Annotated in this window: 29 protein-coding genes and 1 pseudogene; 10 read left to right on the top strand and 20 right to left on the bottom strand. The window is 71.2% G+C overall.

The genetic code is table 11. The features are described 5' to 3' along the window. Positions 1-4: 4 nt before the first annotated feature. The 11 genes and pseudogenes from ACZ5C2_RS21430 to ACZ5C2_RS21380 form a co-directional block, all read right to left on the bottom strand. Positions 5-1,273, bottom strand: a complete 1,269-nt coding sequence (locus tag ACZ5C2_RS21430) for an MFS transporter (protein ID WP_189909670.1) — start codon at positions 1,271-1,273, stop codon at positions 5-7. 18 nt (positions 1,274-1,291) lie between these two features. Next, complete coding sequence (locus tag ACZ5C2_RS21425) at positions 1,292-2,482, bottom strand: hypothetical protein (RefSeq protein WP_189909669.1); 1,191 nt, start codon at positions 2,480-2,482, stop codon at positions 1,292-1,294. After that, positions 2,479-2,937, bottom strand: a complete 459-nt coding sequence (locus ACZ5C2_RS21420; protein WP_189909668.1) for a hypothetical protein — start codon at positions 2,935-2,937, stop codon at positions 2,479-2,481. The genes ACZ5C2_RS21425 and ACZ5C2_RS21420 overlap by 4 nt, the downstream gene beginning before the upstream one ends. A 38-nt stretch (positions 2,938-2,975) precedes the next feature. After that, complete coding sequence (locus tag ACZ5C2_RS21415) at positions 2,976-4,061, bottom strand: hypothetical protein (RefSeq protein ID WP_189909667.1); 1,086 nt, start codon at positions 4,059-4,061, stop codon at positions 2,976-2,978. Further along, positions 4,054-4,797, bottom strand: a complete 744-nt coding sequence (locus tag ACZ5C2_RS21410; RefSeq protein ID WP_189909729.1) for a glycosyltransferase family 2 protein — start codon at positions 4,795-4,797, stop codon at positions 4,054-4,056. Before ACZ5C2_RS21410 ends, ACZ5C2_RS21415 begins: the two co-directional genes overlap by 8 nt. Before the next feature lie 50 nt (positions 4,798-4,847). After that, a complete protein-coding gene (locus tag ACZ5C2_RS21405; RefSeq protein ID WP_266404472.1) occupies positions 4,848-5,420 on the bottom strand; it encodes a hypothetical protein in 573 nt (190 codons plus the stop codon). Positions 5,421-5,518: 98 nt separating this feature from the next. Then, a pseudogene (locus ACZ5C2_RS21400) lies at positions 5,519-6,540 on the bottom strand (DUF8094 domain-containing protein). Between the two features lie 77 nt (positions 6,541-6,617). Next, complete coding sequence (locus ACZ5C2_RS21395; RefSeq protein WP_189909666.1) at positions 6,618-7,127, bottom strand: hypothetical protein; 510 nt, start codon at positions 7,125-7,127, stop codon at positions 6,618-6,620. Between the two features lie 50 nt (positions 7,128-7,177). Next, entirely contained in the window at positions 7,178-7,471 is a 294-nt protein-coding gene (locus ACZ5C2_RS21390) for a hypothetical protein (RefSeq protein ID WP_189909665.1), read from the bottom strand. 17 nt (positions 7,472-7,488) lie between these two features. Continuing rightward, entirely contained in the window at positions 7,489-7,971 is a 483-nt protein-coding gene (locus tag ACZ5C2_RS21385) for a hypothetical protein (RefSeq protein WP_189909664.1), read from the bottom strand. A 17-nt stretch (positions 7,972-7,988) separates the two neighbouring features. Beyond that, a complete protein-coding gene (locus ACZ5C2_RS21380) occupies positions 7,989-8,963 on the bottom strand; it encodes a hypothetical protein (protein WP_189909663.1) in 975 nt (324 codons plus the stop codon). A gap of 115 nt (positions 8,964-9,078) precedes the next feature. Here ACZ5C2_RS21380 and ACZ5C2_RS21375 point away from each other — a divergent pair, with 115 nt between their 5' ends. Next, on the top strand, positions 9,079-9,204 hold the full coding sequence (locus ACZ5C2_RS21375; RefSeq protein WP_468793215.1) for a hypothetical protein: 126 nt from the start codon (positions 9,079-9,081) through the stop codon (positions 9,202-9,204). 34 nt (positions 9,205-9,238) lie between these two features. Here ACZ5C2_RS21375 and ACZ5C2_RS21370 read toward each other — a convergent pair whose 3' ends face one another. The 9 genes from ACZ5C2_RS21370 to ACZ5C2_RS21330 form a co-directional block, all read right to left on the bottom strand. Continuing rightward, positions 9,239-9,808 (bottom strand): hypothetical protein, encoded by a 570-nt coding sequence (locus tag ACZ5C2_RS21370; protein ID WP_189909662.1) that lies wholly within the window; start codon positions 9,806-9,808, stop codon positions 9,239-9,241. Between the two features lie 14 nt (positions 9,809-9,822). Further along, positions 9,823-11,337, bottom strand: a complete 1,515-nt coding sequence (locus tag ACZ5C2_RS21365) for a VirB4 family type IV secretion system protein (RefSeq protein WP_468793212.1) — start codon at positions 11,335-11,337, stop codon at positions 9,823-9,825. Positions 11,338-11,365: 28 nt separating this feature from the next. Next, complete coding sequence (locus ACZ5C2_RS21360) at positions 11,366-11,827, bottom strand: DUF6238 family protein (protein ID WP_189909660.1); 462 nt, start codon at positions 11,825-11,827, stop codon at positions 11,366-11,368. A 100-nt stretch (positions 11,828-11,927) separates the two neighbouring features. Next, positions 11,928-13,400, bottom strand: a complete 1,473-nt coding sequence (locus tag ACZ5C2_RS21355) for an SCO6880 family protein (RefSeq protein WP_189909659.1) — start codon at positions 13,398-13,400, stop codon at positions 11,928-11,930. Positions 13,401-13,481: 81 nt separating this feature from the next. Next, positions 13,482-14,858, bottom strand: a complete 1,377-nt coding sequence (locus tag ACZ5C2_RS21350; protein ID WP_189909658.1) for an SCO6881 family protein — start codon at positions 14,856-14,858, stop codon at positions 13,482-13,484. 36 nt (positions 14,859-14,894) lie between these two features. Beyond that, a complete protein-coding gene (locus tag ACZ5C2_RS21345; RefSeq protein ID WP_189909657.1) occupies positions 14,895-15,587 on the bottom strand; it encodes a hypothetical protein in 693 nt (230 codons plus the stop codon). Then, positions 15,587-15,901, bottom strand: a complete 315-nt coding sequence (locus ACZ5C2_RS21340) for a DUF6112 family protein (RefSeq protein ID WP_011031268.1) — start codon at positions 15,899-15,901, stop codon at positions 15,587-15,589. Before ACZ5C2_RS21340 ends, ACZ5C2_RS21345 begins: the two co-directional genes overlap by 1 nt. Positions 15,902-16,120: 219 nt before the next feature. Next, on the bottom strand, positions 16,121-16,486 hold the full coding sequence (locus ACZ5C2_RS21335; RefSeq protein WP_189909656.1) for an SH3 domain-containing protein: 366 nt from the start codon (positions 16,484-16,486) through the stop codon (positions 16,121-16,123). Positions 16,487-16,659: 173 nt separating this feature from the next. Next, the gene (locus tag ACZ5C2_RS21330; RefSeq protein WP_189909655.1) at positions 16,660-17,778 is read right to left on the bottom strand and encodes a C40 family peptidase; all 1,119 of its coding nucleotides are present in this window, start codon (positions 17,776-17,778) and stop codon (positions 16,660-16,662) included. Positions 17,779-18,290: 512 nt separating this feature from the next. Between ACZ5C2_RS21330 and ACZ5C2_RS21325 the strand changes: the two genes are divergently transcribed. The 9 genes from ACZ5C2_RS21325 to ACZ5C2_RS21285 all read left to right on the top strand — a co-directional run bounded on the left by ACZ5C2_RS21325 (position 18,291) and on the right by ACZ5C2_RS21285 (position 23,742). Beyond that, on the top strand, positions 18,291-19,046 hold the full coding sequence (locus ACZ5C2_RS21325; protein WP_189909654.1) for a DNA-methyltransferase: 756 nt from the start codon (positions 18,291-18,293) through the stop codon (positions 19,044-19,046). 240 nt (positions 19,047-19,286) lie between these two features. Further along, entirely contained in the window at positions 19,287-19,832 is a 546-nt protein-coding gene (locus ACZ5C2_RS21320; protein WP_468793400.1) for a DUF4913 domain-containing protein, read from the top strand. Continuing rightward, positions 19,829-20,311, top strand: a complete 483-nt coding sequence (locus ACZ5C2_RS21315; protein WP_189909653.1) for a hypothetical protein — start codon at positions 19,829-19,831, stop codon at positions 20,309-20,311. The genes ACZ5C2_RS21320 and ACZ5C2_RS21315 overlap by 4 nt, the downstream gene beginning before the upstream one ends. A gap of 18 nt (positions 20,312-20,329) precedes the next feature. Continuing rightward, positions 20,330-21,028, top strand: coding sequence for a helix-turn-helix domain-containing protein (locus ACZ5C2_RS21310; RefSeq protein WP_189909652.1), 699 nt, complete (start codon positions 20,330-20,332; stop codon positions 21,026-21,028). A 17-nt stretch (positions 21,029-21,045) separates the two neighbouring features. Beyond that, the gene (locus tag ACZ5C2_RS21305; protein WP_266402912.1) at positions 21,046-21,795 is read left to right on the top strand and encodes a hypothetical protein; all 750 of its coding nucleotides are present in this window, start codon (positions 21,046-21,048) and stop codon (positions 21,793-21,795) included. A 181-nt stretch (positions 21,796-21,976) separates the two neighbouring features. After that, positions 21,977-22,297, top strand: coding sequence for an SH3 domain-containing protein (locus ACZ5C2_RS21300; RefSeq protein ID WP_189909726.1), 321 nt, complete (start codon positions 21,977-21,979; stop codon positions 22,295-22,297). A 98-nt stretch (positions 22,298-22,395) separates the two neighbouring features. Continuing rightward, the gene (locus ACZ5C2_RS21295; protein WP_189909650.1) at positions 22,396-22,878 is read left to right on the top strand and encodes a hypothetical protein; all 483 of its coding nucleotides are present in this window, start codon (positions 22,396-22,398) and stop codon (positions 22,876-22,878) included. Further along, entirely contained in the window at positions 22,875-23,318 is a 444-nt protein-coding gene (locus ACZ5C2_RS21290) for a hypothetical protein (RefSeq protein WP_189909649.1), read from the top strand. Before ACZ5C2_RS21295 ends, ACZ5C2_RS21290 begins: the two co-directional genes overlap by 4 nt. Positions 23,319-23,328: 10 nt before the next feature. Then, positions 23,329-23,742 carry a hypothetical protein gene (locus tag ACZ5C2_RS21285; RefSeq protein ID WP_189909648.1) on the top strand — a complete coding sequence of 138 codons (414 nt, stop codon included), beginning with the start codon at positions 23,329-23,331 and terminating at the stop codon, positions 23,740-23,742. Positions 23,743-23,758: the final 16 nt, after the last annotated feature.

Here is a 23,758-nt window from a genome sequence, read left to right as displayed (position 1 = left end):
CGGATCAGGGCGTCTTGTGCCGGCCTCGGAGCGGGCGGCGGTGCCGGCCGCACTGCATGTGTCCGGTGGGGCCGAGACGTCGGCGAGCGGCGAGAAGGACGGTGAGAGCGAAGGCCGCGCCGGCGGCGGGGAGCGCAGCGCTGGTGAGAGGCTGCTCGGCGAGGCGTCCGGCGAGGGCGGTGCCGGCGGACTGCCCGGCGCCGATCGCGAGGATCAGCCACGCGTACGCCTCGCTGGTGCGGCCTGCGGGGGTGAGCGCGTCGGTGGTGACGTAGGCGCAGGCGACCACGATGGTCAGGAACGCACCGGGCACGGTGACCGCGGCGGTGGCCGCATACGGGGCCGGAAGGGCAAGGAGCGGGAGCCACCCGGCCAGGAACGCGGCTGTGGCGATGATCAGTCGCCTGGTGGTGGTGCCGGTCCAGGTGCGGCTTCCGTAGATGAGGCCGCCGAGGAAGGCGCCGGTGGAGAACGTGGCGGGGATGATGCCGGAGAGCATGTCCTGGTGGTGGTGCTCGGCCATGGAGATGGACCACACGTTCATGGCTTCGATCGCGAACCCGATGCCGGTGAGGGAAACGAACAGCAGCAACGCGGCAGGGGTGGCCAACTGCCGAGCCGGGGCCGCGTCCTGCCCCACGAACGGTTCGGGTCGCCAGCGTCGCGACGGCGGAGCGAGGGCGACCGCGGCGGTGCCGGCCAGGCCGAGGGCTGCGGTGACGGCGAGCGCGACGGCGGGGTTGTACGCGGAGGCGAGCGCGGCCACGAGCAGGGGGCCGACGATGTACAGCAGGCCTCGCGTGCCGGTGTCGAGCGCGAGCGCGGCGTGCCGCAGCCGAGGGTGTGGCAGCACGCTCGGCCACAGCGCCCGGAGTCCGGCCTCCAGGGGAGGCGTGGTCAGGCCGCCGGCGACGACGATGGCCGTGGCGAGGCCCGGTCCGCCGTACGATCCGGCCAGGGGCAGAGCCACCAGGAGGGCCGAGTTGAGCAGGGCGGCCGGAAGGCGCACCGCGCTCTGGCCGTGGCGGTCCATGAGGCGTCCCTTGACCGGCTGGGCCAGCGCGGAGGACAGCCCGTACAGGGCGCTGAGCAGCCCGCCGAAGGCGATGCTGCTGCCGCTCGCGGTGGCCCACAGAAGGATGGCGACGGGCGCCATGCCGTTGGGAAGTCGGCCGGTGAGGGTGCCGCCGAGGAGGCGGGCGACGTACGGGCTGCCCAGCACCGCGCCGTAGGAGATGCGCGGGGCCGGGGCCGGGGATGCGGTCAGGGACAACGGGTGCTTTCTCGGTGCTTAGCGGTGGCGGGCGGTCGTGCTGGTGCGGGCCGGCGGCGTGGGTGGTGCGGTGTCCACGGCGGGGCGCGGGCGGACGCGCAGCACGGGGGTGCGGTGCGGCGGCAGGACGGCGACGGTCGCGCCGAGGTCCTCGGCCGCCTCCTCGACTTCGCGGGTGAGGAAGTCGATCTGCCGGCCCAGCGCCGAGAGACGGGCGGCGATCTGGCGGCCCTGAACGGTCTCCAGCGCGCTGGCGAACTGGCCGCTGGTCTCCAGGAGTTCCTGGAGACGGACCATCGGGCCCGCGTCGTAGCCGCGCTGGACGGCGCCGAGGAGAGCTTCGGAGGCGTCTCCTGCGGTCTGGCCTTCGACGACGTCGCGGATGAGTTCCTGCAGCGACACCTCCGGGACCGGCGCTGGGCGGTTGAACCAGGAGACGTCCGCGCGCAGCACGCCAGGCGGGACGGGGACGGGCAGTACCTTCCCTGCCTGGTATTCGTGGGCGTAGTGCCCGATCACCTGCCAGCCCGGTGCGTCAGGGTCGCCTCGCAGCGCGACCAGCGTCGAGTCGTCGTCTTCGATGAGGTGGGCGAGGGTGATCGGCTGCCCGTCGGCGGCGTACCACGACTCGGACAGCTCCAGCTCGCCTCGCCTCTGCGCGACCAGGGCCCTCTCGGTCCACATCTGCTGTTCCTCGTCGGTCAGCGGGGCCTTGTGATGGTGGTGCTTGTTCTGGTCGGCGAGGTCGCTGGCGATGAAACTGTGATCCGCCCAGGCGACGACGTGCGGCCACAGGGCCGAGTGCTGAGCGCGTTCGGCCGGGGAGCCGGGGGCGACCGGCCGGTCGAGGGCCCGGCGGATCTCGGCGGCGGAGGCGGCCAGGCCGTCCAGCACGGCCCGCCACCCGGCCAGGTGCCGGGCGGGTGGCAGCTCGTCGAGCGCACGGCGGGCGGCGTCGAGCAGAGTGTCGGCGTGCGGGGCGAGGTGTGTGGTGTACGCCTCCACCGCCGCCCTGTTGCGGTGGGCGCGAGCGGCTGCCGCGGCGTCTGAGTGGACGGTGCGGCCGTAGCGGTCGCATGTCAGGTCGAGCGCGACCTCGCTCTCGCGGTCGATGACCGCCATCCGCAGCCGGAAGTTGCGTGCACCGTCCGTGAGTTCCGGTGTCACCGGGACGGAGCCGTCCGGGGTCGGATTGCTCGCGGGCGTCATCGGGACCGTCCACTGCCCGAGGCCGTCAGGTGGACGGTCGGTGCGTAGCTGGGCTTCGGCGGGATCGGCCGGGCCGAGGGCGGGGAAGTGGTGGGCGGTGTGGCGCGCTGCGTCGTTCGGCCGGCGGCGGCTTGGGCGAGACGGCTGCGGCGCTCCTGGAGCCCGTTCGGCCGGACCGGGCGTGGTGGGCCGGCGGAGAGGGACGGGTCGAGGCGAATGTCGGCCTGCACGGTGTAGCCCTGGCGGCGCAGATCGTGGACGGCCTGGCGGGTGCGGCGGGGGCCGTCGCGCTCGGGCTCGCCGAGCCGGTACTGCCCGGGTTCTTCGGGAACGGGCTCGAACTGCTCGCGTTCCAGGTACCAGTGGGCGAGGTGCGCGGGCATGGAGGCGGAGAAGGAGGCGACGAAGCCGTGCGTGTCGTGGTCGCCGAAGACGAAGTGGGTGCCGGGTTGCAAGGGGGCGGGGTTCTCCTCACGTTGTGGGGGTGGAGCTCTCAGTGGCTGCGGTGCGCGGGGCGGGCCGCAGCGAGGGGGAGGGCCGGTCGGCGGTGGGGTGCGCTCACCCGGGCCTGGCGCAAGAAGATCTCGCCGTCGGTGAGCCAGGTCTCGATGGCTGGCCACGCGCGGGCACGGCGCTCCTGCGGGGCGAGGGGGCTGCCCTGGACGACGTCGTCCAACAGGGTCTCGGCATCAATCACGACGTCGGCCAGGCGGGACAGCGTCGCGGCGTCGTCGGGCCACGGGCTGCTGGCGGGACGGCACCGGTCGATCAGTGTCGGGGCGTGGTCGACGACGGTGAGGAAACGGCGCCAGGCGTGGTCGAGGAACTCCTCGGTCGCGGAGCCGAGGGCGGCGGCGCTCAGCGGGGTGGCGTCGCTGTAGCGGCCGGAGGCGACCATGGTCTGCCAGGTGTCGTGCTCGGAGCGAATGCCGCTGAGTACGGCGGCGATGGCTGCGGTCCGGCGGGCGTGGACGGCCTGCTCGTAGGAGGGCAGGTACCGGTCGGCGACGGCCTGGGCCGCCCGGCTGGCGAACGGGGGCACGACGACACTGCGCGGAGCGTGGGGATCGCCGTAGCCCTCTTCGAGCCCTTCCGGAGCGAAGGCGCCAACCAGATAGTCGAGTTGACGGCCGGGGCGCTCGACGAACAGCAGCATGGTGCCTTGCACCACGTCGGTGAGCTTGGCGGCGTAGGGAATCCGCTCGCTCTGGAGGGCACGGCCGAGTTCGCCGCTGTCCCAGATCCAGGGCACCAGGTCTTCCTGCCAGGCGGGATGCGAGTAGATCTCGACCGAGGCGTGCCACTGGCCGGGCAGGTGGCGCGCGAAGTCGCGGGCGGCATCGCCGATGAAGCGCCGGCTGCTCGTATGCACGCTGGTGCGGTGCCGTTTCGCGCACTTGACCAGGTCGACCACGGTGGTCCCGGTGCCGTCCGCAGGCAGGTGGTAGACGCCCTCGTCGTCCCGCCGGAATCCGCTCTCCGCGAGGGCGGTGTGCGCCCACGGGTACTGCTCGCCCGAGGCGATGGCGACGATCCCGGACTCCCGGCTGTGCGACAGGATGATCTGCGCCTCAGCCATGGACCAGGTCCTCACCGCGGCGCACGACGGAGCGCAGGCTGCGGCCGTAGGCCCAAGCGTGCTCCCGGGCCGCCGCCTCCAGCTGGTCGTATCCGGCCTGGGCCGTCATCTGCCCGTCCCATTTGCGATACCTGTACACGGGGACCGGTAGCAGGATTCCGGGCGCGAGGGCGGTCACGCCGAGGGCCGCGCAGTAGTCCTCGCCCTGGACGAGGCCGCCCATCGGAGCGGCGCGCACGAGGTCGGTGCGGGCGAGGATCGTGGTCGGCCCGATGGGGATGGTGTCCGCCGGCGACTTCCAGTACGCCCACACGTCGCCGGCCTCGTGGCGGCCGGGCGGTGTGGGACATCGCCACAGGGTGGTCGAGCCGTCGGAGTGCTGGTCCTCGCTCCAGCCCGCACACCAGCCGACCCCGGTGGACTCCAGGGCGTTCAGCCGCACGGACATGGCGTCGTCGGTGAACTCGTCATCGTCATCAGCCCAGTTGGTGTACGGGGTGCGGACGTGGGCGAGGGCCAGATTTCGGGCGCAGGCGGCGCCGACCGGACGGGGCAGCACCAGCGTGCGGACGCGGGAATCCTGCGCGAGCGGGGCCGGCAGGCGATCAGGTGAGGCCCCGTCGAGCGCGATCACGGCCTCCCACGGCACGGACTGCCGGGTAAGGCTGGCGTGCATGGTGGTCAGGTAGTCGAGCCGGTCTTCGCGCAGGCGGCTGGCGATGACGACGGTGATCAGGGGCATGGTGTGCGGGGGCAGGGAAGGCTCCGGTGAGACGAGAGGGGAAACTATCGGCGCGTGGCGGGGTGTGGGGTGCCGGCCTTCGCCGGGGCTGCGGCGGGTGTGCTCGGGGGCGGCGTGCTGCGCGATGCCCGGAGAGCCGGTGCCGGGTCGAGGGAGGACCAGGCCGCCGGGTGGTCGTTGAAGGCGGTGCGCGGGTCGGTGGCCCAGTCCACGACGGGGCCGATGTCCTCATGGAGGAGGCTGATCACCTCGATGCCCTGCTTGTGCAGGACGTAGCCCCACTGCATGTCCTGCTCGTCCGCGGTCTCGTCGGTGACCGACATGCGCACCGGCGGAGAGCCGTCCGGGGTGATCAGGTGGTCGAGGGTATGGCTGGGCCACTGCTCGCCGCCGGTCAGCGCGGCTACGAGCGCGGGCGGGGCACCGTCGAGGAGATCGGTGCCCAGCTCGTCCCAGCCGACGGCGACGTCGTCGATGAGGTGCTGGGACATGGCCTCCACGTCGCGTTCGAACTTGTACTGGTAGGCGGCCAGGAGCAGCGGGAGATGGTGACTGGGTACGCCGTCGAGCTGTACGTGGATGCCGCTGTACCCCGTTCCGACGGTGGGGCGGGCAATGAAGGAACGTGTGGACAGGGAGTTCTCCAGATTGAGCAAGGGAGAGGGGACGTTCGGCGGCCATCAAGGTGGCGTGCGGCGCCTGGGAGGGGACACGTCTACGCGCGGTCGGACCAGGAGGCGACCGGGGGGCCGGAGGCGTCGGTGCGGGCGCAGGTGTAGCCGATCAGGCGGGACGGCTCGGCCTTCCCGGGGACGGTGGCGGCGTCGTTGCATACGAACGTGTACGTGATGGAGTGCGGGGCACGTCGTGGAGCCAGGCCCGGTCGTCCTTGCCGGGGTTGATCTGCAGGCCGGAGTGCGCGACGGCGTCGGTCTGGGTGTGCGTGTGGGAGAAGAGGATCAACGCGCCGCCGTCGGTGGTTTTGAGGGCGTAGGCGTCCTTGTATCGGTTGGCGGCGCCGGCGAAGACGGTGGTGCCCTGGTTCCCGTAGCGGGTGCCGGTTTTGTCGTGGACCTCGATCTGCCGCTTGCTCGCCTTGGTCGGGGCGAAGACCTTCGTCCCGGTGTTCGCGCCTCCGGTGGTGAAGTTGTCGAGCACGCCGGTGCGTAGGAGGTTGGCACCGGCTGCCAGCTGCTTGTTGCCGTCGGCGGCGACGGCCGTCGCGAACCCATCCCGGTCGAGGGCGATGTCGGGCAGCTTCTGCCTGTCGAGGTCGACGACGGATACCAACTCCCAGCGCTTGTGCTGGGGTCGTTCGGCAAAGACCGTCAGACGCGAGGGGGCCTTGCCCTTCTGGTCCGAAAGCGCGGCGGCGAACCAGCGGTCCTGTCCGGCGGCCAGGCGCGGGATGTACAGCTTGGCGTTCGCGGAGTTGTAGGACCACGGCTTGTACGGCTTGCGGTCTGCCGCGGGAAGCCCCTCGGCCTCTATGTAGTCAGAGATGGACATCGCGTACAGCGGGCCGTCCTCGACCGTGTCGAGCAGGGCGCGGTTCCGGTCGGCGTTGGCCTGATTGTTGATCTTGGAATAGTGGGTGATCTGGGCGAGGGCCGCCTTCTTCGTCAGGGCCGGCTCGGAGGTCGGCGTGGGGGAAGCGGTGTGCGTGGCCCGGGCGGTGGCGGGGGCGTCGGCGCTGCCGGAAGAAGCGCAGGCGGTCGCGGTCAGTGTGACGGACACGGCGGCGGAGAGCAGCAGGGCGGTGTGGCGGGCGGAGGTGTGCAAGGGAATGAGGATGCTCCGGGGAAGGGGGTGGGTCAGCGGTTACGGGATGCGGCAGAGGAAGCGGCGGGCGGGCGCGGCGCGGTCACGGCGGGCGTCACCTGGGTGTCGGCGGCAGCACGCAGGTGCTTCGCGGCGCGGGCGAGGTGTGTACGGGCGTCACCGATGCGGTCCCCTAGCCCCTGGTGTGCGGTGGCGATCGACCGGTCGCGGGCGGGGGTGGGCGGCTCGTGGGTGAGGTGGGCCAGGAGGCCGAGGTGGTGGACGGCGGCGCCGAGGACGGCGAGCGCGGCACCGACTGGCTGGGCGGCGCTGGCCAGCGCGAGGGTGGTGCGGCGGTCGGTGGCCGTGGGCTGGTGGGGGTAGCGGATGGTGGCCCGGTGGCGGAAGGCGCTCTCGCCGACCAGGTAGCCCAGCAGGCGGGCGAGTTGCCGGACTTCGTCGTCCAGGATCTCGCTCAGCCCCGGGTCGGGGTGGATCTGGTTGGTGAGCGGGAGGTGGTCGGCCACGGTGTTGAGCCGGTCGGCTACGTCGTGCAGCAGCATCCGCTGGTCAAGATCGGACAGAAGCAGCTCCAGGATGCGGGGGCGGGGCTCTACCGTCGCGCGGCTGTTGGCGAGTTCGTGGGTGGCGGCTGCGCGCCGAGTGCTGCCGTGAGCGGGCGTCCCGGCCGGGCGGGGGCGGCGGTCGGGGCGGCGTGGCGGAAGTCGACGCCGATGCCCTGGGCGGTGAGATGCCGGACGGCGGTCTGGATGAGCAGGGCGCGGTCGGTGGTGCTGTAGAAGGCGGGCAGCACGAACGCTGACTCGTGCGGGCTGTACTGGAAGTAGCAGCCGTACAGCACGGTGCGCGCTTCGGCGGGCACGCTCGCGTACGGCGCCCCGACCACGCCGTCCGGGTACCAGATCAGTGTGAGGGTCTGGGCGACCTCCGGTGCGGCAGGACGGTGCGGCGGCTCGGGCTGGAGGCGGGCGTTGTGGTGGACCGCGTCCAGGGCCTCGTGGAAGCGGGGCAGCACGCGGCGCGTGACTGCGGCGGCGGCGCGGACAGGATCGTGGGGGACGGCGATGCCGTTCGGCTGTCCACGTAGCGGAAGTGGTGTGGCTTGAAGCCCTTGGGCTCCAGCGGGGCCACCAGGAACTGGTGCGGGTACAGGGGCCGGTCGGTGACGTAGAGCTGCTCGTTGCCGGGGCCGTGGAGGACGGCGTCGTGGCCGAGGACGTACTGGCTGACGATGTAGTCGACGTGGCCGCTGTCCCAGAGCCGTTCGATGGTGGGGAACTGGTCCTCGTGGGCAGCGTGGCGGTGATACTCGCTGGTCCATGTGTCAGGCAGGCGCTCGGCGAGGGCGGTGGCGAAGGCGGACAGGTCGGTGCGGGGCTGAGGCATGGGCTCCTGAGGTGTTGTCAGCGGGTACGGCCAGAGGACGGTGCGGATGACGGGGGCGTAGGTGCCGGGCGGCTGGGCGGGGTGTGGGCCGTGCCGTAGTTGATGGCCACGGCTTCCTGCCAGCTCCGGCGCGGCGGGGTGGCCAGAGCCCGCATGTGGTCGGCGGCAACGTGCAGGTCTTCACCGAGGGCGCGCATCGTGCCGGCGGCCCGCTGGAAGCGGTTGTAGAGGTCGAAGCCGTCGTGACGTTCGGATGCCTTGGCCGTCATAGCTGCCGCTTCGAAGAGTCCTTCGATCGATGCGAGGAGTCCCTCCGTCGGCTCCAGGACCTGGTCGAGGAGCTGGGCGGCTTCGTCGTACGAGCGGGCCGCGTTGAGCCGGTCGGTGAGAGCGAGGAGCGCGTCGCCGTAGGCGGAGGTGCGGTCCGCGTTGTCGGAGACGGCCGGGGTCTTGGGCGCGCGGAGCGCAGGCGTGGCTGCGGACATGAGCGCGCTTGCGGTGGACGAGGAGACAGCGGGCAGCAGCCCGAGTTGGATGAGCCGCTGGTCGATCGCCTCGATCAGGTGCGTGGCGTTGCCGCCGTGGCGGGTTTCGGGCCGCTCAGGGGCACCGGGCTCGGCGGAGGGAGCCGAGTCGTAGATCACTTCGAACAGCGCCTGCTCGTCGGGGTGCTGGCGGGTCACGATCCACCCCTGCGGGTCCCCTGGCGGACGGTCGCAGGAGGGCTCCTGCGGCGGGCCGATGATCAGGTAACTGTCGTCGGGGAGTGATACGCGCACGATGTACGCGCTGAGGCCGAACTCGATGTCGCACTCCAGCCCGCGCTGCCGCAGCGGCGTGGTGATGTGCGCGTGGCGGCGCCACAGCTCCTGCGACCAGGCGGTGTCCACGTTGCGGTGGTCGGGGAGCGGCGTGAACGCAGACGCGTCGACGGACGTGCGGCGGGCGTCGGCGTGGGAGGCGGTCGGGGTGTTCTTGTCCTCAGCGACCACGGCTTCTCCCGCGCGAGGGTGCGTGCAGCGGCGGGGTCCGGCGAGTGGGACTGGGCTGTGGCTCCGGAAGAGGGGTGAAGTCGAATTCGTACTCGTCGTAGGCGTTGATCAAGCCGTGTTCCAACTGGGCTTCGCGCTCGGCGACCTGCGCCATGAGGTCGTCGTGCTCGGCCTGGCACTGCTGGTACTCGGCCCAGTCGGCGTCGCTGAAATGGGCGGGGCGGTTCAGGGGACTCCTTGAGAGGGTGATGCCGACGTGGATGCTTCGGTGCGCGCTACCGGTGGCGTGCGCTCGGCCGGGGCGGCGGGGGCGCCGGGCTCTCCCGCCGGGAAGGCGTGGGGAAGAAGCGGTGGAAGTCGAGGTGGGCGTCGAGTTCCTTGACCGCGTCGCGGAGCGATTGGGACGTGCGCCGCAGATAGGCGCGCGCCGTGGCGTGGTCGATGACCATGCGGTTATCCCGGTGGTGCCGGTCGGTCGGGCTGGAGGACCGGGGCAGGGAAAGGGCCCTCTCCGCTGTCTCGGCGAAGTACGGGGCCGCGTGGCTCGACGTGGTGGCCGCCGCCGCGAGGTGGGCGAGTACGGCGCTGCAGGCGCGGTTCGTGCTGTGGGCCGTCCGGGCGAATTCGGCAGTCATGCGGACGACGTCGCGGGAGAGGGCCTGCGCGTCGGCGGCATGCTGGAGCAGATTGGCGTAGGACGGCGTGGCCGGCACATGACCGGTCTCGTCCAGCAGCTGCCACTGCTCGGCGGCGTCGAGGAGTTTGGCCTTCATGTCGTCGAGCGCGCCGATAAGGTGGAGGGTGGCGTCGCGAGGTATCAGTTCGCGCTGGGCATCGGAATTCATGAGCCTCTTGCGTTTCAGTGCATGCGAGCGTCGGTGTCGAAGAGCGCCAGCTCGTGCGCGTGCAGAAGGTGCTGCACGATGAAAGATCGTCCGGCGACTTTCCACAGGCCACGCCCTCGGTTGAGGTGGGCGATGGCGTCCATTTCGACGGACGTCAGGCCGAGCAGCGAGGCTGCGGCATGGAGTTGGTCGGTTTCCTGGCGGTAAATGATGCGGGTGGAGCAGTCCGCGAGGAGTCCTTCGGCCAGAGCCCGGCCCTGCGATCCGGCGTCGCCGGCGGTGAGCAAGTCGCTGAGCCGGTGGATCACCATGAGGTTCGCGATGCCGAGGCCGCGGCTCAGCTTCCACTGGGCCTGCATGCGCTGCAGCAGGCCGACGTGCCTCATCAATCGCCACGCCTCGTCGTACACGATCCAGCGCCGGCCACCGGACGGATCGGAGAGGGCGGACTCCATCCAGGCACTCGCGCAGGTCATCGCCAGAACGAGGGCGGTGTCGTCGCCGGAGCCGCCCAGCCGGGACAGGTCGATGGTGAGCATCGGCGCGTTCGGGTCGAAGGCGACGGTGGAGGGGGCGTCGAACATGCCGGCCAAGTCACCGTGGACGAGGCGGCGCATCGCGTGGGCCAGGTCGCGGGCGGCGTCGCCGAGTTGGCCCGACATCATCCCGGCGGCCTCGTTGAGCGCACTCGGATTGTTGAGGGTGGCGGCGACGTCGCCGAGGAGCGGGGTGCGGCCGGTGTCGACGGCGCGGGTGACGACGGCGTCCAGGGCGACGTCCAGGGCGGTGTGCTCCATGGGCATCAGGTCCCGGCCCAGGACGGTCCGGGCCAGGGAACCGAGCAGGAGCAGGCGTCGTTTGCGGATCTCGCCGACCCAGTCGGCCTCGGAGACGCTCTCAGGGCGCGGGGCCGCGTCCAGAGGGTTCAGCCGGCCGGGCAGTCCGGGGCCGAGAGCGACGGACCGGCCGCCGAGGGCCTCCGCCACCGGCGTCCACTCGCCCTTCGGGTCACACGGGACGTAGACGCGGTATCCGAAGGCCACCGAACGCAGCGCGAAGCTCTTGGCGAGCGCGCTCTTGCCCTGGCCGATCACCCCGGCGAGCAAGAGGTTCGGGTTGGTGAATCCCTCGACCTTGCCGTACAGCGCGAACGGATCGAAGACAAAGGACGCTTCCGCGTGGACGTCGCGCCCAATGTAGATGCCCCGGGCGCCGAGTCCGCCTTCGGCCAGGAAGGGGTATGCGCCGGCGGCCACGGCCGTCGTCATGCGGTGGGCGGGCAGCTTCAGCCGGTTATTACGCGCGGAGGCGGGTCCGGGACGTCCGCTCGGTGGGTAGAGCGCGGCGGGCATCTCGCGCTCGGCGGATGTGCTCTCGGTCTGGTGGGCGCTGGCTTCCGCGCGGGCCTTGGCGGTGGCCTCGGCGAGTTGGCGACGGGCGGCCTTGCGGCTGGCGCGGTCGGTGCCGTGGGGGGTGAAGAGCGGGCTGGCGGACGCGCGGCGTGCGCGACGGGCGGGCCGGTGGCTCATCGGTGGCCCTCGTTTCTGCGGGTGGTGCTCATCGCACGCAGGCCGTGGTGTGCGGGCGGAGGTCGGTGGGGGTGGTCTTGCGGCGGATGATGTGTCCGGCGGCGAGGTGGCGCTGGCAGATCGTGAGCACGGGCGGTCCCTCGGGCAGCCGCTCTGGATGGCATGCGCTCGACTCGGCTTCTGCTGCTGTGTTGTTGGGCAGCAGGTGGAAGGCGGAGTGGACCTCGCTGGTGGCCTGCCAGAGGCGGGCGTGCGCGGTGGCGAAGTGGCGGCCGGCGGCGGGGTGTGGCGGACGGGTGGTTTCGGCGAGGCGGTCCAGGAGTTGGTGCAGGGCGGTGAGGTGGGCGTGGAGCACGTCAAGGTGCAGGCGGTCCGCCGGCCGGGGCGGGGTCGCGTCCGACGAGGCAAGGGCCCGGGTGTGGTGGCGGACTCCGGCGCTCGCGGCGCGGAGGTAGGGGTGCGCGTCGTCCGGAGGTGTGCGAGAGGTCAAAGGTGGTGGTCCTTCCTGCCGGGAGGCAGGGGCGGCGACGGGTGATCCGCCGCGGGTGAGCGAAGAGCAGCGGGCCGGGGTGCTGGCCGGCGGGGCCGGCTCACGGGGCTGTCCGGGCGAGCGGGAGCGCGGTGAGGGTGAAGGCGTCCGGCTGCTGGTAGTTGAGCCTGCGGAGGTCGACGCCCGAGGTGACGGCGTGGGTCTCGATCTGCGCGCAGGCGGCGTCCAGGAGGGCGTCGGTCTCGGCGGTGACGGTGACAAGGCCGGTCAGGGCCACGTCCGCGTGCCCGGCGATGAGCTGGCGCTCACGCTGCTTGACGTCGGCATACTCGACGGAGTCTTCCTCGCTGTCGACCTGCCCCCGGCGGGCCCGTTCGTTGGCGTCGGCGATGATCGCCGCCTTCTTCCTCTGGACGTCCCGCAGTGCAGACTCGAGCCCCTGCGGCACGTATATAAGGGACAGGCTGCGCCGCACTCCGGCCGTGAACATGATCCCGTGCAGGAACCCGGCCCCCATCTCGGTTCGCGGCCAGTTCTCCACCCAGTACGTCGCGTGCCGTGCGCTGTCGGTGGCGAGCCGGTCGTACTCCTCGAACTGGACGACAGGCCCGGCGGCTGCGGGGTCGGCCTCGGCGCGGCCGGTCTCGGACCACTGCTGGAGGGCCGCGAGGGCCTTGGGATCGTAGGCGGTGCGGATGACGGCGGCGATCTCCCGCGAGGTCAGCCACCCGGTGACCTGGAGTCCGGCGTTGCGGGCGGCCTGGGCGATGGAGGCGGTGGTCTGCTCCATGACGGTGAACGCCCCGGGCAAGCCTCCGCCGGCCTGGCTGATCAGGCGCCGGGCGGCTTTGAGGTCGAGAGAGATGGCGAGGTAGGTCTCGTGCGGGGCTGCGGCGGGGCCGGCCGAGGAGACCAGTTCGGAGTAGATCTGTCCGGCGACGGGGGCCTGGGGCTGCCCGTTCTGGGTCCAGTGGCGGGTGAGGGTGTCGCCGCTGTCGGGGACGGTGCGCTCCAGCACCTGCACGGTGGCGATATGACCGGTGCGGGCGATGCCTGCGAGCGCGCGTCCCCAGCTGCTCACGTTGTGGTTCTGGGTGGCGGGGTCGAGGAGGGCGAAGGCGCGGCTGCTGACGCGGGCGATGGCGGTCAGGGTCTGCTGGTGCGGGTCGTGGACGGCCGCGGCGCCGTTGGCGGAGTCGCCGGGGGTGACCACCTTGAGGGAGGCGGTGGTGCCGGGCAGGTGGAGGACGCCGTCCTGCCGGGGCCGGGTGACGGGCCGGGCGAGCCAGAGGGTCTGGCCGGTCCGGCGGCGGTGTGCGTAGCGGGTGACGATCGGTGCCCAGTCGATGAGGGAGCGGCCGTGCCGGCGGATCGCGACGAGGGCACCGGAAGCTGCCCACAGCGGGGCCAGGGCGACGGCGCCGAGCAGTCCGGTGGAGACCACCGTCATCAGCAGCACCGCCAACGTGCAGGAAACGAGAATGAGTTGAGGCAGGGAGAGGCCGAGGAGGATGCCGCGGCGGGACCGGTGCGGGAACTTCACCGTGACCGGGGCGACGGAGAGATCAGTCAAGGGGCGGGTCCTGGAGGCGCGGGTGGAACCCGGGGGCGGGAGGTGCAGTGCACGTCCCGCCCCCGGAAGGCGGGCAGGGGATCAGAGGCCGGTCGGAGGCGGCGGCGGTGAGGCCGACCCGCTCGACGTGGCGTTCTGTGAGCCGGAGGACGGGGGTGCGCCCTGCGGCGGCGGAGTCGTGGTCGGCGGAGCGGACTGCCATCCGCCGCCCTGGCCGGACGCGGCATTCGCGCCAGATCCGCCCGGCCCCGGGCTGCCGCCCACCTGGCTGCTGGTGTCGTCGGACACGCTCGTCGGCGCGGGCTGGACGGCCTTCTCCAGACCGGACTTGACGGCATCGGCACCGGGCGAGACGCCCGTTCCGCCGCTTTGCGAACCTTCGTTGCCCTCTCCGCCTCCGCCGGTCGGGTTGGCGGCGACGTCGCCGGGGAAGCCGCCCCCGCCGGCGTCGGGGCCTTGCGGCGCGGCGCCTGCTCCGGCGGCAGCGCCACCGGTTCCGGCGGTAGCTGCAGCTGCGGCGGCCTTGCGGGCGGCCTTCTCGGCATGCGCCTTGGCCATCTGCGCTCCCGCGCCGCCGGCGCGGTGGATGGACTCGCCGTCGGTGCCGTCGGCTGCCCAGTGGACGAACTTGAAGACCGCGTACGGGCAGAGCAACACCAAGACCATGATCACGATGCCGGACATGACGTCGGCCAGAGCAGCGATGCCGTCCTTGGCCTCGGTTTTGCCCATGGCGGCGATCCCAAGCACGAAGATCACGGTCATCAGCAGCTTGGAGACCACGAGGGTGGCGGTGGCTTCGATCCAGCCCTTGCGCCAGCGCCGGGCGACCTCCCAGCCGCCGCCGGCGGAAGCGAAGACGGCCAGCGTGACCATGACGAGGATGCCGACCTTGCGGACCATCATCACGCACCAGTAGAGGAAGGCGCCGATGGCTGCGCCGAGGCCGGCGACGACTGGCACGAGCCAGCCCAGGCCGGACAGGCCGCCGATCTGGTTGACCTTCACGATGCGGCGCACGGCCGACTCGATGTTCAGGTGCGCGGTCTTGAACAGGCCGTCGCTGACGGCGTCGACCACTTCGACGGCGACTGTGGTGAAGGCGATGGCACAGAAGGCGAACAGGACGCCGCTCATGGTGCCGGTGAACGCCTGTGCCAGCGCTTGTCCGTCGCGCCGGATGGCTGCCCGGACCAACTGCGCGCAGAACGTCGCGACCAGCAGGACCAGGCCCAGTGGCAGCAACATCTCGTAGTTGTCGACGAACCATCCGGCGTTCAGGTCCACCTTCGTGGTGGTGTTGACGGCCTCGGCGGCCAAATCGGCTGCGGCGGCTGCCAGTTCACCGGCGGACTTCGCCATCCAGTCACCGATGGCCTTGCCGGGGTCCGAGGCGAAATCCACCGCGTCACCGACGGCGCACAGCTTGTCCGCCAAGGGAAAATCACAGAAACCCACGAGGAGTTACTCCTCCTTTCTTGTCTCAGGCGCGGGTCACTGCGTGACGCTCGGTGCGATCGCGGCCAGGGTGCAGTCGTGGTTCGGGCGGCACTGCACAGCGAGGGTCACTGCCCTCTCCTCGGCTCCGCCGCCGCCCTTCTTCCAGCTGAGCGTCTGCTTGCCGTTGACGGTGACGACGTAGATGTACGCCTCGGTGATCGCGGACGGGTCGTCGGCCAGGGCCGCCTTGAACGCGGAGGGGTAGTGGCCCTCGGTGACGCTGGCGGTGGCGTGCTGGTCCTGGTCGGCCATCCGTGACCACAGCACCGGATCGGGCACCTGGCCGGAGACCGAGGCCCAGTCGGCGTACTTGGGCTCCGCGGTCATCCAGGCGCGCATGCCGGCGAGCTGCTGGTCGCGGCTGGTGTCGCGGGTGTCGTAGGACCACAGCATCTGGGCAGCCGCCTTGGCGTAGGCGACCGGGTCGGCGATCTGCGGGGGCTTGGGCACTGACCCGGATCCGGAGGAAGGTTTGGGGGCGGCCTCGGAGGAGGACGGGCTGCCAGTCGGGGCGGGCGCGGCGCTGTCCGGGGCCTGGTGGCTGTTGCCGCCGCCGGTGAGCAGGGCGACGATCCCGGCGATGGCGAGCAGGACGGCGACGGCGGAGGCGACGATCGCGATGCGCCGATTGGCCGACCAGCCCGTTCCGTACGAGGACAGCGAGAAGGAAGGGAATCGGTTCCGCATCAGTGGACCTGAGACCCCAGGCCGGAGAAGAAGGCCACGATTCCGTTCGCGGCACCCAGACCGAGGGCGGCGCCGGCGGCTACGACCGCGCCCTTCTTTCCGTTGGCCTCGGCCTGGTGGCCACCGGTGTGGTGCCCCCAGGCCCATACGCCGAGCGAGACGGCGAGGGCGCCGACGACGGCGATGATCCCGAACATGTTGATGCTGTTGACGACGTTCTTCAGCACACTCAGGCCGGGCAACCCGCCGCCCTTGGGTGAGATTCCTGGGTCGTAGGCGAGCTGGATGACGCGGTCTGCGAGAGGGACGGACATAGGTGTGGCGGGGCTCCTTGCATACGCGGGCCAGGCGAGGGCCGACGGGGAGGGGAGGGAAAGCGGAGGGGGAGGTGCGCTCGGGGCGCGGAAGTGGCCGCGGCGGCGCCCCGCCCGGAGCGGCGTCGGGCGAAGGCGGGGGGAGGTCACTCCTCGGGCCGGGGCGCAGCTTCGAAGCCGCTGTTTCGGCTCGGGGCCAGGGAGGGCTGCCGGGGCGTTCTACTTCGGGATCGACGGCTTCGGCGCCGGGTTCGACTCGTACGGGTTGGCGCAGTCGTAGATCATGTATCCGCGGATCTTCTTGCCGTCGGACTTCCGGGTCACCGTGCCGCGGGTGTACCAGGTCTTCTCGGCGCGCTTGTACGCGAACTGGTCATAGGCGACCTTGTCGTGCCGGTAGGCGATGCCCACGACGGTGGACTTCTTCGAAGGATCCTTGCGGACCTTGACCGCCTTGCACGAGATCGTCGTGCGGCCGGTGTCGTACGCCTGGGCTGTGGAGGCGCTGGCGAGGCCGCCGGCCGCAACTGCGAGGCCGATCAAGCTGGCCGCGAGGGCGCGCCGGACGCGGGAGTGGATTGTCACGTGGATGCTCCGGGGTGTTGGGGGACAGGGAGTGGGCCGTCGGCTCGTCCTGCTGGGCGGCCGTCGGGCGAAGCGATTGAGGGAGATGGGGAGTTGGCCACAGAGCCCAGCTATCGGGCACCACCGGCGAGGTCCTGGTGACGGCGGCTCGCGGGCCTGCGGGCTGACCGGGGTCAGATGACGCGGCGAGCGGCGAGGATCGTCCAGTCCTTGATCGGGGTGATCCGGACCGGCCTGGTGGTGCGCGGCGCCTCGATCACGAGGCCCTCGCCCATGTACATGCCGACGTGCTCGGGCCGTGCGGCGGTGCCCCGGCTGAAAATCAGGTCACCGGGCTCAAGTTGGGAGGACGAGACCGCCTTGCCCTCGTTGACCTGCGTGTACGTGGTGCGGGTGAGCGTGACGCCGGCATGCGCGTACGCCTGCTGCATCAGGCTGGAGCAGTCGCAGCGGCCCATGGGGTCAGGACCATGCGAGTTCGTGCAGGAGCCGCCCCACTGGTAGAGCGTGCCGAGCTGGTGCATCGCCCACTCGATTGCCTTGCGCGCCTTCGGATCGGCGTCCTTGGGGATCGAGTAGCCCTTCGGCACGCTTCCCTCGGGGATGCGGCCGAAGCCGGAACCGTACTGGCCCGGAGTACAGCCGCTCCTGCCAGTCGACGGTTGCTTGCCCTGGTCCGCGTCCTTGCCGCCGCCCGGGAAGGTCTTGGCAATGGCCTCCTGCAGCGCGGTGGCCAGGTTCTCCCACTGCGCGTACGCGTCCGGCAGCCCGGACTTCTGCACGGCTTGGGCGGCCTGGGTGACGGTCATCTGCTGCCAGCCGCTCACCTTGAGCAAGTGCTTGTAGAACTGCTCGCTCGCGTAGACCGGGTCGCGGATCTGCTGGGCGCTGCCCCAGCCCTGGGAGGGACGCTGCTGGAACAGGCCGAGGGAGTCGCGGTCGCCGTAGTTGAGGTTGCGCAGCCGGCTTTCCTGCATCGCCGTGGCGAGCGCGACGATCTGTCCCTTCTTGGGGACTTCGAGCGAGAGGCCGGCGGCCACGATCGTCTGGGCGTTGGGGACCTGCTCGGCCGGCAGGTCCAAGCCCTCGATGTGGACGTTCTTGCCGGACGCGCCGTCGAGGATCTTGGTGACCTGCTCGGCGATCTTGTCGGTGTCGAGGTCGGTCAGGCAGCTGCTGAAGGAGCCGCTGCTCTGCACGGCGTCGGCGGAGGTGGCCAGCATCATGCCGGTGCCGGCGATCAGGATCGGGGAGAGGAAGACGACGCCGATGCCGGCGGCGAGCCACTTCAACCGGAGCGGACCGCTCGCGGGTCAGCGTTTTCGGGCATGGGTGGGTAGCGAGACGTCATGAGCGTGTCCTTCGGGGTGCGGTGTCCGGGCTGCCGCGTGCGCGAGGCGTGGTGGAAGGGCGCGGCGGCCGGGGTGGGCGATCGGGACGGGCCGGTGCGGGCGAGTTGCCGCTCGCTCCGCGTGGCCGGGCCGTGAGCTAGGTGTGCCGGGGCAGGGGGTACCTCCGTGAGGCGTGGCGGGAAGTAGCCAGCGGCGGTGTGCGCCGGGCGGTTCAAAAACAGTAGGCGCGGATCGGCGGTTGACCAAAAAGTTGGCGTGAGGTGCCGGAATCCGGCACCTCAGCAACGCACTTCTTGGTCGTCGGCGGATTCGCCTCTACAGTTTTTGGACTCCCCCTCGCTCTCCTCGGTCTGCGGCCCTGGGCTTCTGCATGCCCACTTCCGGCCCGCGAGGATTCCTGCGCGAGGCGGTTAGTTCCCTCCGCGATTCCGTACCCGAATAGGGGTTCCTCTTTGCCTTTTTCCCTGCACCAGGGCGACGCCCTCAGCGTTCTCGCCGGCCTTCCGGATGACTGCGTCGACTCCGTCATTACCGATCCGCCGTACAACTCGGGCGGTAGGACCGCGAAGGAGCGCACCACCCGCTCCGCGAAGCAGAAGTACACCTCCGCCGACGCCCAGCACACCCTGCCGGACTTCACCGGCGAGAACATGGACCAGCGCAGCTACGGGTTCTGGCTGACGCAGATCATGACCGAAGCCCACCGCCTCACCCGCACCGGCGGCACCGTGCTGCTGTTCACCGACTGGCGTCAGCTTCCCGTCACGACGGATGCGATCCAGGCGGCCGGGTGGCTGTGGCGTGGGGTGCTGGCCTGGCACAAGCCGCAGGCCAGGCCCCAGCGCGGGAGGTTCACGCAAAACTGCGAGTTCATCGTCTGGGCCAGCAAGGGGCCGATCGACGGCTCCCGGAACCCGGTCTATCTACCGGGCATGTACTCCGCGTCGCAGCCCTCGGGGGCGAAGCGCCAGCACATCACGCAGAAGCCCGTCGAGGTGATGCGCGAGCTGGTCAAGATCAGCCCCGAGGGCGGCACGGTGCTCGACTTCTGTGCCGGCTCCGGCTCCACGGGCGTCGCCGCCCTGATGGAAGGCCGGGACTTCATCGGCGTTGAGAAGACCGAGCACTACGCGTCGATCGCGGCCGACCGGCTCACCGAAACGATCCGCGAGACCCTCACACAAGACGACGTGATTCTCACCGTCTGAGCCGCGAGCGCGCTTCCCGTCAAGGCGACCGGCACCCAAGTCGGCAATCCGACGAAGCGGACTTCTAACTCGTCGGCCGGTCCGTGCGTCGCCGCTTCCGTCTTCCTCACATTCCGCGTCTCGTAGGAGGCCAACCTTTTCATGCCCGAATCCACAAAACCATCTGACGATGGGGGGTTGGAGCCGGTACGTATTCCCGATCCGCAGCTGGAGGGAATCGAGGCGAGCGTCCGACGGCTCATGGAGCAGTCGGCGCAACAGGCGCAGCAACTCGACCACCTCGCGTCCGCCCCGGAGCCGAGCGGATCGCCGTTCGCCGCGTTCGGCATGCCGGGGCTCGGCGGGCCGCCTGCCGCCGCTCCGCCGGAGCCCCGCCCGATCCTGGAACTCGACGGGGAGGAAAGGGAAGACGAACTCGACGCTTTGTCGGACCGGGTCGACGACTTCTTCCTCCCGGTCTACGGGTCGGAGGTCACCACCGCGGCGCCCTGGTGTCTGCAGTGGCAGGAGCACGACGATGTCGTGGCCTGGCTCCACGCCCTGTGGCTTGCGTACCAGCAGCACAAGGACCCCGAAGCCGGACTCTCCGGCCTGTTCGTGTGGCACCGGGACTTCCTCACCCACGCCATGGCGGCGATCCGCGCACCGGGCGGGCCGCTGTCGGCCTGCATGACCTCTCCCGACCGGCCCGCGCACCGTCTTCTGCCCGGCCCGCCGCCGTCCGTTCGTATGGAGACGGCGGCGGACCGGGCGGAAGCCGCCGGGCCCGCCGAGCCGACGTCATGACCGTGGGACAGGGACAGCCTGCCTTCGGACTGAGCTTCGACCCCCGCGCGCTGACCGATCTCCTCCAGGCCCCCAGCGATATCCGCGACCTCACCCTCGCCTACCTGCAGGAAGTCGTGAACGCGCAGCGCTTCGGGCTACGCCTCGACGGTGACCTGGAGGGTTATCGAAAGCTGTTTGTGGACTCGCGCAAGGACTGGCGCGTCGTCTACGGCGTCCGCCCGGCGCCCGCGGAGTCCGCGCACCCGAACGAGATCCACGTCGTCGCGGTCCGGCCGCGTGCGGGCAACGACGTCTACGACGAGGTCGGCCGCCGCCTGGGGATGACCCGCCGGCCGCTGAGCGCCCGCACCCACGCGGCCCGCTCCCGCTCCCCGCAGCTGACCACCCGCGGCCCCGCGCCCCAGCCCGGTCCGCCCACCGCACTGCCGGGCCTGCCCCGTCCCGCACACAACCCCGCGCACCATCACACCCGCTGAACGCACGGAGCCTCGCCTATGCCCCCTGAACCCGCGCCGACGCCAGCCCGGCGTGCGGTCTCCCCGCTCGACCATCGCATCGAAGCCGTCACCGGCCACGACATCGACACCCTGTGGGCCTACCGTGACCGCGGCGTCCTCGACGAGCCTCACGCCCACCTGGTCGACCGGCACCGGGAGTTGGCCAAGTCCCAGACCGGCGTCGCCTTCTACCTCCGCCTCCTCAACCGCCTGTCCAGCGGCGAGTTCGACGTCGATGACGCCTTGTTCACGCGCATCGACCGCACCGTGGACCAGCTGGAGGAGGCCACCGACGCGCGGGACGCCGCCGCCGGGAAGGTGCTCGCCGCCCTGGAGCCCATCGAGGCCGCCGCAGCGGCCTTGGCACCCGACGCGAAGCCGCTCTCGACGGACGACCAGGCGGCGCTGCTCGCCATCGCCGGCGGCGCCAAGCTCTACGAACACCTGCTGACCGGCCGGATGTCCGTCACAGCCGCCTCCGGCACCCGCATCCCTCACGCCAAGCTGCAGCGGCTGGAGGACGCTGGCCTGGTCGTCCGGGATACCGACCACCCCGTGCACGCCGGCCAGCCTGTCTCGCTCACCGACGCCGGACGCGCCGCGCTGTTCGCCGCCCGACGGAAGCCCACGACCCAGGCGCCGAAGGTCCCGGCTCGACCCGGCACGTCGCCGTCCACCCCGGCGCAGCGGCGCTGAACTCCATCGAAAGGTCCTTGTTGTCTCCCTCCGAACCGGCGCCGGCTCGGAAGTCCATCCCTCAAGTCGACTTCGCATTGGACGACTTCGATGCCGACGAGGAGATGTACCTCGACTTCTACCGCCAGGTCGCCGTCCGCGAGGACATGCTCGTCCCCCTCGCCGAACACCACACCCCCAACGGCGCGCACAGCTACTACGTCCTCTTCGACCGCACCGCCACCTACGGGCACCCAGGCATGCCGCAATACGTCGCCGTTCACCTGAAGCGGGACCGGGAGAAGGAGACGTTCGACTTCGAGCAGGCCCTGCTGCCGCTGCCCGCGATGGCGCAGTCCTGGCTCATCCACCGCGGCTGCCCGCACGACGCCATCGGCCTCAACGCCGAGCTGGGCCCACCGCCGGCGGACGAGGCGACTCGTGCGCTGGAGCGACGCCTCGCGGGCGACGGCGACCACTACGCCATGGGCTACTCCTACACCGCCGACGACCCGGACGACATGGTCACCGTCGTGGCCCTGCGCGCCCTGGACGAGCGAGCCCCCAGCCCGTTCCGCGTCGTAGTCGAAGAGGTCGACACCGACGCGTGGACGCACACCCTGCGCGAGGGCGGCTTCGACACGGTGGGCGAGGCCCTGCAGTGGTGCGACGACCGGCTTACCGGCGAGGCCGGTCCTCTCCCACCGGTCCGCCCGGCAACCGCAGCCAGCCGCCCGGCCGGTGTGGCAAAAGCCCCCGCTCCGCGCCCGCCCGGCCGCTCGCGCTGACCGTCAAAGCCGACGCGGGCGGCGAAACATAGCCGACGATCGCCGGTTAGCCAAACCGGCGATTCTCCGGACTCTTATACAGCCGCCGGGACAACTCCCGCGGCGCCATTCCACGCAATCCCTATGCCTTCACGGAGGTTTCTTCCGCATGCGCTCCACCCGAATTGCCATATCCGCGGCGATGCTCGGCGCACTCGCTCTGCCGATGCTGTCCACTACGCCCGCGAGTGCGGCCCCCGTCGCTGCTGCCTCGACGGCCACGAGCATTACGCCCTGCCCGGACCTCCCGCCGCTGCCGTACAAGGTCCACACCTCGGCAGTGACCATCCGGTCCAAGGCCACCACGAAGTCCACCGCGGTCGGAGTGCTCTACAAGAGCCACAAGTTCACCGTCCACAAGAAGAGCGGCAACTGGCTTTACATCACGGACAAGTCGACCGGCGTCAAGGGCTGGGTCTCCGGCACGTACGTCTACCGCGACACCCGTATGTGCCTGGACTGACAGGTATTCAGAAGGTGCCCGCAAGCGACTGAGCCGCCGGGTACGGACGCCCCTCACATTCCCCCAGGCATCGGCCTTTCCAGAACAGGAGTCTCCCTTTGTCCGACGGCATATCCGATGACGCTGAGGATGTCGTGGGCGTGCTCACCGATCGGATCGAAGCGCGCTTCGCCATGGACATGGACCAGTTGAAGGCCGCGGTCGCCGCCGCGCCGACCGCGAATCCTGACGCCACCGACGTCGTCAGGTGGCACGGCCTTCTCGTCAAGGCCCAGGCCGTGCTCGACCGCGCGGAGGACGACCTCCTCGCCGCGCTGGAAACCCAGCCCAGCGAGGTCGACGACCCGACGACGGGCCTCGCCCGACGCCTCAACGCGGCCGTCACCGCACGCGACGGCCGGGCCATGGTCGTGCGGTGGCTCCTCGACCCGGACGCTCCGGGCAAGAAGGACCTCGCCGCCGAACGGCTCGCCCGCCTGCGCCCCCGAACCGGGCCGGCGGTGCAGACCAGCGCTCCCCAACGACCCCCGGGAACACCTGCGCCGACGTCGGCATGGCGGGCGGGAAGGCCCGTCCGTTGACCCGGGTCAAGACCAGCACCATGGACGCCGACCTGGCGAAGGTCTTCGGGAACCCGGTCCCGGAGCTGTACGAGCCGGCCGTCGGCCACGATGGATCGCCTGCCCTCGCCCGTGCCCTGGAACTGCGCTCCTTCCTGGCTCTGACCGAGGAACAGGTCGCCCGCGTCCGCGACCGCGTGCACGCGGACATGGATCCGGACCGCGACATGGGCGAGCTGTCGGCGGACAAGCTCCGCTTCGACGCGCAGTGGCTGGAGGCGGCGTTGGACGCCCGCGACGGCTACCGCGCCGCGCTCGGCGAGCTGCTGCGCACCATGCCCCCGCCCGACCAGCGGGCCCGCCCCGTCCGCATGGCACAGCTCAGGGCCACCGCAACCCTGCCCCCGTCCGCCGCCCCGGCACCCCCGCGTGCCGGGGCGGCCCGGGCCCGCCGACCGTGAAAGCCCCCGCTTGCCCCACCTCACGTCCACCGAGATAGCCGGACGGATCGAGGACTTGTACGGCGCGCCGCTCGCCGACCTCGAAGCCCACGCCCAGGGCCAGCCGTCCGGCATGCTCTCCGCCCTGCTCGGCATGCACGACGACCTCGCCGTCGCCGAGCGCAGCATCGACTTCCACCGCGCCCACCTCGCCCGGCTTATTCACCCCGATCGGCAGATCGGCCGGCCCGAGGTCTCCCATCTCCTCGACGGCTCCCGCCGGCTCGCTGAGGCGGTCGCAGTCCGCGACGTCCAGGCCAAGTCGGTCGCCGCCGTTCTGCAGAGCCTGGCCCGCGTCCCGGCCCCAGCGCCGTCCCCGCCGGCACCCTCGCCGCCCGTTCCGGCTCTGCCCCTTCCGGCCCAGAGCACGGCACCCAGCCGCTGATCCGCAGGCGATTTCC

The organism is Streptomyces sp. NPDC031365 (genome assembly GCF_055569765.1).
The sequence above is the reverse complement of the archived record's forward strand: the minus strand, read 5'-3'. Positions and strand labels throughout refer to the sequence as shown.